This is a genomic window from Caballeronia pedi, from assembly GCF_001544915.2.
Classification (GTDB): domain Bacteria; phylum Pseudomonadota; class Gammaproteobacteria; order Burkholderiales; family Burkholderiaceae; genus Caballeronia; species Caballeronia pedi.
Genome location: NZ_FCOE02000024.1, coordinates 47652 through 61438, shown reverse-complemented (window position 1 = coordinate 61438; position 13787 = coordinate 47652). Strand labels below are relative to the sequence as shown.

Below are 13787 nucleotides of genomic sequence, written 5' to 3'. Positions count from 1 at the left end.
GCGAAAACATTTGCGCTATTTAGTATTTATCGCCGACCCATAAGTTTTCACTAATGTTAAAAACGACGACCTTCCGCCAGTTGCGCACGCTGCAGACCGTCGCGCGCGTGGGCAGCATCTCGGGCGCGGCCGATGAACTGCATCTCACGCAACCGGCGGTGTCGCTGCAAATTTCGCTGCTAGGCGAGGCCGCAGGCACGCCGCTGTTGCGCCGCGTGGGACGTGAGGTTCAGCTCACCGCCGCGGGCGAGGTGATGGCGCGCTACGCGAACGAGATCCTGAGTCTATGGAACGAAGCCGGCGAAGAAGTCGCGGCGCTGCGTGGCGAACTGGGCGGCACCTTGCGTATCGGCGCGATCACGACGGCGGAGTATCTCGTGCCGCCGCTGCTCGTGCGATTCACGAAGGAACGGCCCGGCGTGAAGCTGCAGTTTCGCATCGGCAATCGCGATGACATCGTGCGGATGCTCGCGACCAATGAAATCGATCTCGCGATCATGGGACGGCAACCGCGCGAACTGCGCACGAGCGCGGCCGCATTCGCCAAGCATCCGATGGCTTTCGTCGCCGCGCCGACACATCCGCTGATGCACGCGAAGCGCCTGCAGCTGACCGATCTCGAGGCGGCGAATCTGCTCGTCAGGGAGCGCGGCTCGGGCACGCGTGTCGCGATCGAAGGCCTGTTCAAGGAAGCGGGATTGAAGCTGCACGCGGCGTCGGAGCTATCGAGCAACGAAGCGATCAAGCAGCTCGTCGAAGCGGGACTCGGCGTCGCGTTTCTATCGCTGCACGCGTGCGCGCTGGAGATGCAGGCGGGCTTGCTCGCGACGCTGCCGTTTCCATCCACGCCGATCGAGCGTGCGTGGCATGTCGTGCATATGTCGGAGCGGCGCTTGCCTCAGGTCGCCGATGCGTTTCGCGAGTTCCTGATGCATTCGGGTGCGGCCGCGGCGGGCCTGACTGCGCCGCCGGAGATGCAAAAGGCGCGCGCGGGGCGCAAGGAGAAGAAAACGGAAGTGATCGCTGATGCGACTGGTGCCCAGGGCGGGACTCGAACCCGCACGCCTCGCGGCGCTACCCCCTCAAGATAGTGCGTCTACCAATTCCGCCACCTGGGCAAGGGGACCGAATTGTAGCGGGAAATTCGTCAGATGCGAAGTGCCTGCGCGCATCGTTCGACGGCGCGCGTTCGCCACTACAATAACCAGCGCAGCAAGTGTCACGTCCGATTCGGCTGATCAATCTCGTCGGTTCGCCCGCGTCAGGAGCGTTCATGTTCGGCAACAGCTTGCGATTCGAAGTCGGACCGGACTGGCAAGTCCACGTCGCCACGGACAGCTGGGCGGTCGCCACGCTTCTGGTCGTCGCATTGCTGGTTGCGATTCTGCTCGCGAGCGTGATCTGCTACTACGCGACGCGCGCGGTCATGCTGATGATCGTCAGCCGGCTCGCACGCAAGGAAGGGCGCAAATGGCTGATCGCCGCGGAGCGTCATCATGTGTTTCACCGGCTCGCGCCGCTCGTGCCCGCGGCAATCGTCTACGCATCCGCGCCGCTGCTCTCCGGCCTCACGTTTCCGGTGATCCCGGCGCTCGGCCATCCGCTGGCCATTCTCGCGGCCTGCTACATGGTCTACACGCTCATGCGCGCGGCGCTCGCGCTGCGCGACAGCATCGAAGAACGCTACAGCCATTTTCCGTCCGCGAGCGAGCGGCCGATCAAGAGCTTCCTGCAAATCGCCACCATCGTTGCGTATCTGGTCGCGCTGATCGCGGTGGTGTCGGTGTTGCTGGAGCGCTCGCCGCTCTATCTGCTCACCGGTCTCTCCGCCATCACTGCGCTGCTCATCATCATCTTCCGCGACTCGCTGCTGGGTTTCGTCGCGAGTATTCAGCTCGCGGCCTACGACATGCTGCGCGTGGGCGACTGGATCGAGGTGCCGGGATTCGTCGCCGATGGCGTCGTGATCGATATCGCACTGAACACCATCAAGGTACGCAACTTCGACAACACCATCGTCATGTTGCCGAGCCAGCTTCTCTTGTCGAACAGCGTGAAGAACTGGCGCGGCATGTTCGAATCGGGCGCGCGGCGTCTGCGTCATGCGATTCACTTCGATGTGGACACCATCCGTTTCCCCGACGACGCATTGCTCGCGCGTCTGCCGTTCGCGCCGCCCGAAGGCGAGCGCCGCACGAACCTCGGTCTGTACCGGCTCTATCTCAGCGGCTATTTTCGCGAGCATCCGGCGGTGCGCCGCGACATGCCGTTCGTGATCCGGCATGTGCAGTCGGCCGCGCCCATCGTGGCGCTGGAGATCTGCGTGTATCTCAACGAGATACGCTGGGAGCGCTACGAAAACCTGCAATCGGACATGCTCGATCACGCCTACGGCGTCGTGCCGCTATTCGGCCTGCGCTGCTGGCAGCGGGAGCGATCGTCGGCCGCCGCATCATGACGGCGTTGGCGCCGTAGTCTCTGCATCGACGCGGCGCGCGGCATGGTCCGCGCGGTTCTTCGGCACCGCGCTCAACGGCGCGAGCACGCGTCGTGCGTCGTCGAGTTCCTTCTTCATCTCGTCGATGAGCCATTGCGCCACCGCGCGCGTACTCTCCGACGGATTCGACGAGCGATGTTCTAGCACGTAATTGCAGCCCGTTGCGATATAGCGATCCCACGCGGGGATCACCTTGCCTTCGTTGAGCGGCGCCGCGATCGCGAGCAGCCAGCCGAGCACGACGCCCTGGCCGAGCATCGCGCATTGCACGGCGAGCCCGGGGTCCGTGTGATGCACGGCCTCGCCGATGCCTTTGTCCGACAGTCCCGTCGCGCGATGAAAATCGGCCCATGAAAGCGTGGTCACGTCGAGATGAATGTAGGCGTGACCTTCGATGCTCGCCGGTGCGTCGAGCGGACCGAACTCCGCCAGATAGTTCGGACTACAGACAGGAACGATGATCTCCGGACACAGCAGGAACGGGTCGTCGTCCGAGCCGGGCCCGTGCAGCCGGATGCCGAGGTCCGCATCTTCGAGCGGTCCATACAGACGGCCGGCCATCACCTGCAAACGCAAATTGATGGACGGAAACGCACGGCGAAATTCCGCATAACGCGGCAGAAGCCACAACGCGGCGAAACCGCTGGCGAGCGACAGCGTAACGATCTCGCCTTGCGCATGATCGCGCTTGAGTTCATCGATGGTGTCGCCGATCTGCCCGAAGCCGGACGCGACGGCGCGCTGCAATGTTGCGCCGCGATGCGTCAGGGTTAGCCCTGACTTCGTGCGCTCGAAGAGCCTGAGGCCGAGCGCGTCTTCAAGCCGCGCCACCATGCGGCTCACCGCCACGGGCGTCACGTTGAGCTCGCCGGCGGCCTTGGTGAAGCTCAAGAGACGCGCGGATGTTTCGAAGACGAGCAGTGCCTGAAGTGAAGGAAGTCGCAGACTCATACAACACCATGTTATGGGGCATGCATCGATTTGTAATTTGACGGCGCATATTGACCTCCTTACCTTGAGTCCGACGCCCACTTCATCTGGCAGGCCATGACTACTGCTTCGTCGGACCCCTTGCTTCAACCCTTCACGCTCAAGCATCTGCAGTTCAGGAACCGCGTGATGAGCACGAGTCACGCAAGCCGTCTCACGCGCGACGAATTCCCGCAGGAGGTCTATCAACGGTATCACGAGGAAAAGGCGAAAGGGGGTATCGCGCTGACGATGTTCGGCGGCTCGTCCAACGTGAGCATCGACAGTCCGAACACGTTCCAGCAGATCAACGTCGGGACCGATGCGGTGGTGCCGCATCTGCGGCGCTTTGCCGATCGCATTCATACGCACGGCGCGGCACTGATGTGCCAGATCACGCATCTCGGGCGGCGCGGCGATGCATACACCGAACCCTGGCTGCCGATGATCGCGCCATCGGCCGTGCGCGAAACGCTGCACCGCGCCATGCCGCAAGCGATCCACGACGCGGACATCAAACGCGTGATTCGCGACTTCGGCCTCGCGGCGAAGCGCTGCCGCGACGGCGGGCTCGACGGCATCGAAACGCATGCGGGCGGTCATCTCATCGGCCAGTTCATGGACCCGACCGTGAACCTGCGCACCGACAAATACGGCGGCTCGACAGCCAATCGCGTGCGCTTCGCGATCGAGGTCCACGAAGAGATCCGCAAGCAGGTGGGCGACGATTTCATCGTGGGCTTTCGCTTCGCGCTCGAAGACGGATGCAGCTTCGAGGAAGGGCTGGAGATGTCGCGCATTCTGCAAGGCACCGGCCTCTTCGATTTCTTCAATGTCGCGTTCGGCCGCATGGACACGAAGATGTCGCTCGCGGTCAATTCGATGCCCGGCATGTTCGTGCCGTCCGCGCCGTGGCTGCCGAAAGCCGCCGCGTTCAAGCGCGCGGTCGATCTGCCCGTGTTTCACGCGGCGAAGATCGCCGATCTCGCCACCGCGCGCTATGCGATCCGCGAAGGCCTGCTCGACATGGTCGGCATGACGCGCGCGCATATCGCGGAGCCGCATCTCGTGAAGCTCGTCGAAGCGGGCAGGGAGGACGAAGCGCGGCCGTGCGTGGGCGCATCGTTCTGCCGCAATTTCCGCGCGACGTGCATTCATAACCCGGCGACGTCGCGCGAGACGTACCTCACGCACGACATACCCGAAGCCGCGCAGAAGAAGCGCGTGCTGATCGTCGGCGCGGGACCGGCGGGTCTCGAAGCCGCGCGTATCTGCGCGACGCGTGGGCACGACGTCACCGTGCTCGAAGCGAACTCGACGGCGGGCGGACAGATGCTGCTGGCGGCGACGGGAAGCTGGCGGCGCGATCTCATCGGCATCGTGGACTGGCGCGTGGCGCAGCTCGACAAGCTCGGCGTCGAGGTGCGCTACAACCACTACGCCGAACTGAGCGACGTGCTCGATCATGGCGCGGATGCCGTCATCATCGCGACGGGCGGGCTGCCGAATCTCGATGCGCTGCCGGGCGGCGAGCTGTGCAAATCCGTCTTCGATGCGCTCACCGAAACGCCGCCGCGCGATGGCAGCGTGCTGGTGTACGACGGCACGGGCCGGCACAACGCGTATCTGTGCGCGGAACGTTATGTCGATGCGGGCCTCGACGTCTCGCTCGCGCTCATCGACAGCATGCCCGCGCAGGAAACCGGCGGACGCGGCGACGATCAGGTGTGGATGCGCAACATCGCGCGCTGGGACGTGCCCGTGCGCGCGAACATCGAACTGATCGAAGTGAGTGCGTCGGCGGACGGCAAACGCCGCGCGGTGTTCCATCATCATCTGACGAATGAGCGCATCGAGATGGAAGCGGATCATGTGGTCGTCGAGCGCGGCATGCTCGCGGTCGAGGATCTCTTCGAGGCGGCGCGCATGTATTCCGTCAACGACGGCTATACCGATCTCGAAGCGTTCGCGACCGGCAAGCCGCAGCCCGCAGCGCAGGACGGCGAAGCAGGGCAATTCCATCTGTACCGCATCGGCGATGCGAGCGCGTCGCGCGACATCCACACGGCCATCTATGACGCTTACCGGCTTTGCCTTGCGCTATGAAGGCCCGTTCAACACCATCCGCCATAACGACATGACCGAGCGAGGCTGACCATGACATTGCCGAAGGAATTCGTAGTCGCCGATCCAGGCCGCCGCAAGGCGATCAAGACGCTTGCCGCCGCGGGCGCGGCGACCCTCATCCTGCCGGGCGCGTCATCACTTGCGTTCGCGGCGACCGAGCCCACGCCGCAACGCGGCGGGCGCATTCGCGTGGCGCTGGCGAACCAGTCGCTGATGGATTCGCTCGATCCCGCGAAGGGCACGCACACCGGCGACTATTCACGCGCGTACATGTTCTACAGCGGCCTCACCGAACTCGACGCCGACTTCAAGACGCAGAACGCGCTCGCGGAAAAGCTCGAAACGGACGACTTCCTGAAATGGACCATCACGCTTCGGCCCAACGTGCATTTCCACGATGGCAAGCCGTTTACATCGGATGATGTCGTGTTCTCGCTGATGCGCCACAAGGACCCGGCGACGGCATCGAAGGCGAAGTCGATCGCGGATGGCTTCAGCTCGGTCAAGGCGGCCGGCCCGCTCAAGGTCGAGATCACGTTGACGGAGCCGAACGTCGATCTTCCCGCGCTGCTCGCGATTCCGCATCTCGTGATCGTCGCCGCGAACACGACGGACTTCTCCAAGGGCAACGGCACGGGCCCGTTCACATGCAAGGAATTCACGCCCGCGCAACGCTGCGTCGGCGCGCGCAATGCGAACTTCTGGAAGCCGGGACGTCCCTATCTCGACGAAGTGGAGATCATCGGCATCGGCGATGATGCGGCGCGCACCAATGCGCTGCTCGCGGGCGATGTGCAACTCATCTCGCCGCTGCCCGCGCGCGATGTCGATCGCGTGAAGCAGACGGGCAAGGTGACGGTGCTCGAAAGCCCGTCGCAGCTTTATTCGGACCTCGCATTGCGGCAGGACATGTTGCCCACGAAGAGCGCGGACTTCAACGAGGGCATCAAGTATCTGCATGACCGGCAGCGCATCGTGAACGTGATGCTGCGCGGCCACGGCACGCTCGCGAACGATCATCCGGTGCCGGAGTGGCATCCGTACTTCATGAAGGGCTTGCCGCAACGCGCGTTCGATCCGGACAAGGCGCAGTTCCACTTCAAGAAGGCCGCCACGCCCGGCGCGCGCGCGGAGATCATCGCGCCGCCGTCGGTGGAGACCGCGCTCGATTCCGCCATGATGGTCCAGCAGGCTGCGAAGCAGGCGGGCGTCGACATCAACGTGCGCCGCGTGCCCGCCGATGGCTACTGGACGACCTACTGGATGAAGTACCCGATGACCTACGGCTCGATCCTGCCGCGCCCGACGCTCGATCTGCTGTACACGCAGTTCTTCCGCTCGAACGCGAACTGGAACGAGTCGGGCTGGAAGAACGAGCAATTCGATCAACTGCTGGTGCAGGCGCGCCGCGAGCGCGACGAAGCGAAGCGCAAGCAGATGTACGGCGACATGCAGACCATCGTCTACGAGAAGAACAGTCTCGTGATTCCCGCGTTCATCAACTTCATCGACGCGCAGAGTTCGACGCTGCGCGGTTTGAAGGGCACGCCGTCGGGTCGCGTGATGGGCTATCGCTTCGCGGAGTTCGCGTGGCTCGACAAGGCGTGAAGACCGGCCCCGCCGATGTCCACGCGCAAGGGATCACCACAGCGCCTGGCTGGTCAGCGCGAATTGTGTGAGCGTTGCATCGGCGGATGGCGGGCCGTTCAGCGCCATCTGCTCGATGGTATCGACGAGCGGCAGCCCGAGGCCTTCGAGCCACGAAGACAGCCCGTAGCGCAGCGGCGTATCGACGCGCACGAACATGCCCGCGTTGAGCGCGAGCCAATAGCTGATCAGCGCCTTGGCGCGGCTCTGATCGGGCGATTCGGGCGCGATCACCGGTCCGATCACGTGACCGTCGCCGAAACGCCGGAACAGCGCGAAGCCGATCAGCTCGCCATCGCGATCGAGCGCGATGCCGCTCGCGACATCGAGCAATGCAGGCATCAGCGCGGTGCGATCCAGTCCGCTCGCGCGCGATGCCAGCCCGGCGAGACGCGGCGTGTCCTTCGCGCCGATCGGGCGCAGCCGCTCGCCCGGCGGCAGCGACACGAGCGGAGGCTGAAACGCCGCGCCCTGATGCTGATGAATCGTGTCGATGCGCGTGAAGCCGCGCGCTTCGCACAAGGGTTTGCCTTCATTGGATGCGTGAATCAGCAGCATGCGCGAACCGAGCTTCGCGATCAGCCGGTCGAGCAGGCCGCGACCGATGCCGCGCCGCTGATGCTCCGGCGACACGATGAACATGCCGAGCGTCGCGGCCTGCGCGCCGAACTCGAATGCGAGCGCGGTGCCGACGAGCTGGCCGTGCTGATCGACGGCGGCGAAGCCGCTGCCCAGACGTGCGGCGAGGCGCCAGTCGTCCGCGCGATGCCGCCACTTGACGGACGCCGACAGCGCGTGCGCCGCGGGGATGTCGTCGAGCGTGAAAGCCCGGTATTCGACCACATCGTTATTGCTCGAGTCGGGCACGCCGGCCTCCTCACTTTGAAGACATTTACCGTGACTGTGACATCGCGCAGCGCCTATGGCTAGGACGATCTTCCTGTCCCGCGTGACGCATGGACTGCGCGCGTGGTGCAACGCAAAACCGCAGGTTATCGCAGCGAGAACGCGCGCGCCGTGCTGAATCGGCAATTTTGTCAGCGACATATGCCAGTGCGCCGGGCCTACGATGAAGCCATGTCAACGCAACGTCCCGGAGGACTTACGCATATGGACCGGTTCGATCCTGCCAGCATCGTCATCAGGAGCGGCCATTTCATCGGTGGCGAATTGATCGATGCGGGCGCGTCGCGCATCGAGGTCGCGCGGCCGTCGGATGGCGTGGTGTATGCATCGGTGCCCGTCGCCGATGAAGCGATGATCGACTACGCCGTGCAGAACGCCTACAGCGCGTTCAGGCAAAGCGACTGGGCGCGCCGCGCGCCGCGCGAGCGCGCTCGCGTATTGCGCCGATTCGCCGATCTCGTCGCCGCCGATGCAGCCAATCTCGCGCCGCTCGAAGCGCTCGGCTCGACACGTCCCGTGCGCGATGCGTACAACTGGGACGTGCCGTTCACCGCCGAGAGCATCCGCTTCTATGCGGAGTTCGCCGACAAGATCGGCGGCGATGTCGCGGCGACCGATCATCGGCATCTCGGCATGACGATCGCCGAGCCGTACGGCGTGATCGGCGCGATCGCACCGTGGAATTTCCCGCTCGTGATGGGCATATGGAAGACCGCGCCCGCGCTCGCGGCGGGCAATGCGGTCGTGCTGAAACCATCGGAGATGACGCCGTTTTCCGCGTTGCGTCTCGCTGAACTCGCTTTGGAAGCAGGCGTGCCGCCGGGCATCTTCAACGTCGTTCAGGGCGATGGCCGCACGACCGGCGATGCGCTCGTGCGTCATCCGCGCATCGGCAAGGTGACCTTCACCGGATCGACGCGCACGGGCGCGGCGATCATGGCCGCCTGCGCGGAGTCGGGCACCAAGCCCGTCACGCTCGAACTGGGCGGCAAGAGTCCGCAGATCGTGTTCGCCGATGCGCCGCGCATCGATGAGGTCGCACGCCGCATCGCGGGTGCGATCACGGGGAATGCGGGACAGGTGTGTGTCGCGGGTTCGCGGCTGCTGGTGCAACGCGGGATCGCGGATGAACTGACCGATCGCATCGCGCAGGCTTTCAGCGAACTCAAGGCGGGCGCGACATGGGCTGCGGGCACGACCTTGTCGCCGATCATCTCCGAGCCGCAGGCGCAGCGCATCGACGCAATCGTTCAACGCAGCATCGCGACCGGTGCGAGCCTGCGTTGCGGCGGCAAGCGCGCCGATGCGGCGACGCCGGGCGCGTTCTATGCGCCGACTTTGCTGTGCGACGTCACGCAGGACAGCGATGCCGTGCGCAGCGAGATCTTCGGCCCGGTGCTGACCGTGCAGTCCTTCGATACCGAAGAAGAAGCGCTCGAACTCGCCGCGCATCCCGACTATGGCCTCGCCGCAGGCGTGCATACGGCGGATATCGGCCGCGCGTTGCGCTTGGTGCGCGGCATCGAGGCCGGCACGGTCTGGGTGAATCGCTATGGCCGCACGAGCGACTTCGTGATTCCGACGGGCGGCTACAAGCGCTCGGGCATCGGCAAGGATCTCGGGCGGCAGGCGTACGAAGCGAATCTGCGCTTCAAGAGCGTGCTGATCGACACTGAAAGTTGATGAGCACGATCGTGCGAAAAGAGCGCCGCATTATCTGCTGCGGCGATGCTTCAAAACGCATGACTTATGTCGTCGCGAGGCGCGCATTCAACGCCATCAGTCATTTTTGCCTTGTTTAAATTTCTCTCAACACTTCGCTGTTGCTTGCTTTCACCACTGAACTCCGGACGGGTTCAATTCACGACAGGACTGACACCATGATCGATTTCGAGCCGAAGTACATCACGTTCGACTGCTACGGCACGCTGACGAAATTCCGCATGGCCGATATGGCTCGCGAGATGTACGCCGATCGCCTGCAAGGCGACGACCTGGAGCAATTCGTCAAGTTCTTCGCGGGCTATCGCCGCGACGAAGTGCTCGGCGCGTGGAAGCCGTATCGCGACGTGATCGTCAATTCGGTGCGCCGCACGTGCGAGCGCATGAAGGTTGAATTCAACGAAGCGGAAGCTGAAAAGTATTACCTCGCCGTGCCGACCTGGGGCCCGCATCCGGACGTGCCGGAAGGCCTCTCGCGGCTTGCCAAGAAATACAAGCTCGTGATTCTTTCGAACGCATCGAACGATCAGATTCAAAGCAACGTCGACAAGCTCGGCGCGCCGTTCCATCGCGTGTTCACGGCGCAGCAGGCGCAGTCGTACAAGCCGCGCATGCAGGGCTTCGAGTACATGTTCGACCAGTTGAACTGCAATCCGGAAGACGTGCTGCATGTTTCGTCGAGCCTGCGCTACGACCTGATGACCGCGCACGACATGGGCATCAAGCACAAGGCGTTCGTCAAGCGCGGCCACGAGCCGGGCACGCCGTACTACGAGTATTACGAAGTGGACACCATCGGCGATCTCGCCGGCCAACTCGGTCTGTAATTCCAGCCACTTCACGCGAGCAATGCCGATGAAACTCGACTCCTACTGGCTCGACACCGCGCCCGCGATGATCTCGACGTGCGAAGGCCCGGCGGATGGTCAGGTCGATGTCGCCGTGATCGGCGGCGGGTTCACGGGTTTGTCGGCAGCGCTCGCGCTGGGCAGGCGCGGCGCGTCGGTCGCCGTGCTCGATGCGGGGCGCATGGGCGGCGGCGCGTCGGGACGCAACGGCGGCCAGTGCAACACGGGCGTTGCGCAGGATTATGCGGCGCTGCGTGCGCAACTCGGCGCGGAGCGCGCGCAAGGTTGCTATCGCGCGTATGCCGCAGCCGTGGATACGGTCGAGCGTCTGATTCGCGAGGAGCACATCGATTGCGACTATCTCGCGTCCGGCAAGCTCAAGCTCGCCGCGAAGCCGCATCATCTCGAACACATCGCGAAGACCGCCGGCCTGATCCGGCGTGAAGTCGATCCGGACATCGATCTGCTCGATCGCGAGCAGGTCCGCAACGAAGTGCAGTCCGATGCCTTTTACGGCGGCTTGCTGCAGCGTCACGGCGGACAAATGCATATGGGCAAGTTCGCTGACGGACTTGCAAAGGCAGCGGCGAGGCAGGGTGCGCGTCTCTATGAGCACGCCGAAGTCACTGCAATAACGAAGGAAGGCTGCGGATATCGAATCGATTCGAAGCGCGGCACGTTGTACGCGAAGCAGGTTTTGATCGCGACGGGCCCGTCGAAGCACGGCCCGTTCTCGTGGTATCGGCGCAGGCTCGCGCCGGTGGGCTCGTTCATCATCGTGACGGAGCCGCTGCCTGCGGATCAGTTGCAACAACTGCTGCCGAACCGGCGCTCGTACACGACGAGCCGCCTGATGCACAACTATTTTCGCGTCACGCCCGACGCGCGCATTTTGCTCGGCGGACGTGCGCGCTTCACCGCATCGGAGCGGCCATCGGATGCGAAGAGCGGACGCATCCTGCAAGCGAATCTCGCGTCTATCTTCCCGAGTCTCGCCAATGCGCGCATCGACTATTGCTGGGGTGGTCTCGTCGATATCACCGCCGACCGTCTGCCGCGCGCAGGCCAGCACGATGGCATCTATTTCTCGATGGGCTACAGCGGCCACGGCACGCAGATGTCGACACACATGGGCCAGGTCATGGCCGACGTGATGAACGGCAACGCGGACGCGAACCCATGGCGCGATTTCGACTGGCCCGCGATTCCGGGTCATACGGGCAAACCATGGTTTCTGCCGCTCGTCGGCGCGTATTACTCGATCAAAGACGTGTTCTATTGAAGCATCGAAGCAAAGACAGGCGGCCCATATTCCATCAACAAGCCGTCGAACATTCACAGCCCCTATCGCGGAGAAGTTCATGAGCATCGACAAATCGCCTGAAGCACTTGCCCATGCCGATGCCGGCAAACGGCTCGAAGAACTGACGCGCAGCGGCGCGTCGCGGCGCAACGTCCTGCGCGCGATGGCCGCGGGCGGCTTGCTGTCGGTGACGGGCGCGGGGCTTCTCACCGCAAGCGGCGCGGCTTTCGCGCAGAGCAAGCCGAAGCAGGGCGGACGCATCCGCGTGGCGACGCAGTCGTCGTCCGCCGCCGATACGCTTGATCCCGCGAAAGGCGCGCTCGGCACCGACTACGCGCGTGGGTTCATGTTCTACAGCGGCCTGACCGAACTCGACAATCATCTCGGCGCGAAGATGGCGCTCGCCGAATCGCTCGAAACGAAGGACGCGACCGTGTGGGTCGTGAAGCTGCGCAGCGGCGTGCAGTTCCACGACGGCAAATCGCTCACGCCGCAGGATGTCATCTATTCGCTGATGCGCCATAAAGACCCGGCGATCGGCTCGAAGGCGAAGACGCTTGCCGACCAGTTCAAGGAAGTCAAGGCGACCGGCCCGAACGAACTAACCATCACGCTGACGGGCGCGAATGCGGACCTGCCGGTGATTCTCGCCGACTCGCACTTCCTCATCATCAAGGACGGCACGACCGACTTCAAGACGGCTGTCGGCACGGGCCCGTTCAAGGTGAAGGAGTTCTCGCCGGGCGTACGCACCGTGGGCGTGCGCAACGAGAAGTACTGGAAGCCGGGCATGCCGCATCTGGACGAAGTGGAGCTGATCGGCATCGCCGACGAGCCCGCGCGCGTGAACGCGCTCATGTCCGGCGACGTGCAGCTCATCAACGCGGTGAGCGCGCGCTCGACCGAGCGCATCAAGGGCACGCAAGGTTTCGCGGTGCTGGAAACGAAGACCGGCCAGTACACCGACCTCATTATGCGCGACGACGGCGGCATCACGGGCAATGCGGACTTCCGCCGCGGCATGATGTATCTGATGGACCGCGAGCAGATGCGCAAGACGATCTTCCGCGGCTATGGCGCGATCGGCAACGATCAGCCGATCGATCCGAGCAACAAGTACTACATGTCGGGCCTGCCGCAGCGCGCGTTCGATCCCGACAAGGCGAAGTTCCACTTCCAGAAGGCCAAGCTCGGCAGCGCGCCGATCCAGCTCTATGCATCGCCGGCGGCGGAAGGCTCGGTCGAAATGGCCGTGCTGATGCAGCAGGTCGCGCCGCAGGCGGGCATCAATCTGCAAGTGACGCGCGTGCCGTCCGACGGCTATTGGTCGAATCACTGGATGAAGCATCCGCTCGGCTTCGGCAACATCAATGCGCGCCCGAGCGCTGACGTGATCTTCACGCAGTTCTTCAAGTCCGACGCGCCGTGGAACGAAGCGAACTGGAAGAGCGCGCAGTTCGACCAGATGCTGGTCGCCGCGCGTGGCGAACCGGATGACGCGAAGCGCAAGAAGATCTACGGCGACATGCAGGAACTCGTGCACACCGATGGCGGCATCGGCATTCCGATGTTCCAGAGCTCGCTCGACGCGCACACCACGAAGCTCAAGGGTCTCGGCGGCATTCCGCTCGCGGGCCTGATGGGCTGGATGTTCGCGGAAAACGTATGGCTCGAGGCATGAACGTGCTGTGACACCGGACGCGCGTCGTCACGTATTCGGCGGCGCGCGAAGTGAACCCCGAAGTGAACACTTCAACGAGAGGCGATA

At 64.0% G+C, this 13787-nt stretch carries 9 protein-coding genes, 1 tRNA gene and 1 pseudogene; 8 read left to right on the top strand and 3 right to left on the bottom strand.

Annotated elements, in window-relative coordinates; genetic code table 11:
• Positions 1 to 53 precede the first annotated feature (53 nt).
• Positions 54 to 989, top strand: a pseudogene (locus AWB80_RS28195) (LysR family transcriptional regulator); the annotation flags it as partial.
• Positions 990 to 1033: 44 nt separating this feature from the next.
• On the opposite strand, the gene AWB80_RS28190 reads toward AWB80_RS28195, so the two are convergent.
• A tRNA-Leu gene (locus AWB80_RS28190) sits at positions 1034 to 1118 on the bottom strand.
• A 155-nt stretch (positions 1119 to 1273) separates the two neighbouring features.
• On the opposite strand from AWB80_RS28190, the gene AWB80_RS28185 reads away from it, so the two are divergent.
• Positions 1274 to 2458, top strand: a complete 1185-nt coding sequence (locus AWB80_RS28185; protein WP_061178022.1) for a mechanosensitive ion channel family protein — start codon at positions 1274 to 1276, stop codon at positions 2456 to 2458.
• Here the strand turns inward: AWB80_RS28185 and AWB80_RS28180 are convergent.
• Positions 2453 to 3448, bottom strand: coding sequence for a LysR family transcriptional regulator (locus tag AWB80_RS28180; protein ID WP_061177964.1), 996 nt, complete (start codon positions 3446 to 3448; stop codon positions 2453 to 2455). The genes AWB80_RS28185 and AWB80_RS28180 overlap by 6 nt on opposite strands.
• A 96-nt stretch (positions 3449 to 3544) precedes the next feature.
• Between AWB80_RS28180 and AWB80_RS28175 the strand changes: the two genes are divergently transcribed.
• Both AWB80_RS28175 and AWB80_RS28170 read left to right on the top strand, forming a co-directional pair.
• Positions 3545 to 5572: an oxidoreductase gene (locus AWB80_RS28175; protein WP_061177963.1), complete on the top strand. Its 2028-nt coding sequence runs from the start codon at positions 3545 to 3547 to the stop codon at positions 5570 to 5572.
• A gap of 51 nt (positions 5573 to 5623) precedes the next feature.
• On the top strand, positions 5624 to 7201 hold the full coding sequence (locus AWB80_RS28170; protein WP_061177962.1) for an ABC transporter substrate-binding protein: 1578 nt from the start codon (positions 5624 to 5626) through the stop codon (positions 7199 to 7201).
• A gap of 33 nt (positions 7202 to 7234) precedes the next feature.
• Here the strand turns inward: AWB80_RS28170 and AWB80_RS28165 are convergent, their stop codons facing one another.
• Positions 7235 to 8107 carry a GNAT family N-acetyltransferase gene (locus AWB80_RS28165; protein ID WP_061177961.1) on the bottom strand — a complete coding sequence of 291 codons (873 nt, stop codon included), beginning with the start codon at positions 8105 to 8107 and terminating at the stop codon, positions 7235 to 7237.
• Positions 8108 to 8350: 243 nt separating this feature from the next.
• Here AWB80_RS28165 and AWB80_RS28160 point away from each other — a divergent pair, with 243 nt between their 5' ends.
• The 4 genes from AWB80_RS28160 (at position 8351) to AWB80_RS28145 (ending at position 13700) form a co-directional block, all read left to right on the top strand.
• The gene (locus tag AWB80_RS28160) at positions 8351 to 9829 is read left to right on the top strand and encodes an aldehyde dehydrogenase family protein (RefSeq protein WP_061177960.1); all 1479 of its coding nucleotides are present in this window, start codon (positions 8351 to 8353) and stop codon (positions 9827 to 9829) included.
• Between the two features lie 197 nt (positions 9830 to 10026).
• Positions 10027 to 10695, top strand: coding sequence for a haloacid dehalogenase type II (locus AWB80_RS28155; protein WP_061177959.1), 669 nt, complete (start codon positions 10027 to 10029; stop codon positions 10693 to 10695).
• Positions 10696 to 10723: 28 nt separating this feature from the next.
• The gene (locus AWB80_RS28150; protein WP_061178021.1) at positions 10724 to 11998 is read left to right on the top strand and encodes an NAD(P)/FAD-dependent oxidoreductase; all 1275 of its coding nucleotides are present in this window, start codon (positions 10724 to 10726) and stop codon (positions 11996 to 11998) included.
• A gap of 79 nt (positions 11999 to 12077) precedes the next feature.
• Complete coding sequence (locus tag AWB80_RS28145; protein WP_061177958.1) at positions 12078 to 13700, top strand: ABC transporter substrate-binding protein; 1623 nt, start codon at positions 12078 to 12080, stop codon at positions 13698 to 13700.
• The last annotated feature ends 87 nt before the right edge of the window (positions 13701 to 13787 follow it).

Bases quoted from the DNA above. Each gene is read 5' to 3' on its own strand.
- AWB80_RS28185 (WP_061178022.1), top strand. From the start codon at position 1,274: ATGTTCGGCAACAGCTTGCGATTCGAAGTCGGACCGGACTGGCAAGTC.
- AWB80_RS28180 (WP_061177964.1), bottom strand. From the start codon at position 3,448: ATGAGTCTGCGACTTCCTTCACTTCAGGCACTGCTCGTCTTCGAAACA.
- AWB80_RS28175 (WP_061177963.1), top strand. From the start codon at position 3,545: ATGACTACTGCTTCGTCGGACCCCTTGCTTCAACCCTTCACGCTCAAG.
- AWB80_RS28170 (WP_061177962.1), top strand. From the start codon at position 5,624: ATGACATTGCCGAAGGAATTCGTAGTCGCCGATCCAGGCCGCCGCAAG.
- AWB80_RS28160 (WP_061177960.1), top strand. From the start codon at position 8,351: ATGGACCGGTTCGATCCTGCCAGCATCGTCATCAGGAGCGGCCATTTC.
- AWB80_RS28155 (WP_061177959.1), top strand. From the start codon at position 10,027: ATGATCGATTTCGAGCCGAAGTACATCACGTTCGACTGCTACGGCACG.
- AWB80_RS28150 (WP_061178021.1), top strand. From the start codon at position 10,724: ATGAAACTCGACTCCTACTGGCTCGACACCGCGCCCGCGATGATCTCG.
- AWB80_RS28145 (WP_061177958.1), top strand. From the start codon at position 12,078: ATGAGCATCGACAAATCGCCTGAAGCACTTGCCCATGCCGATGCCGGC.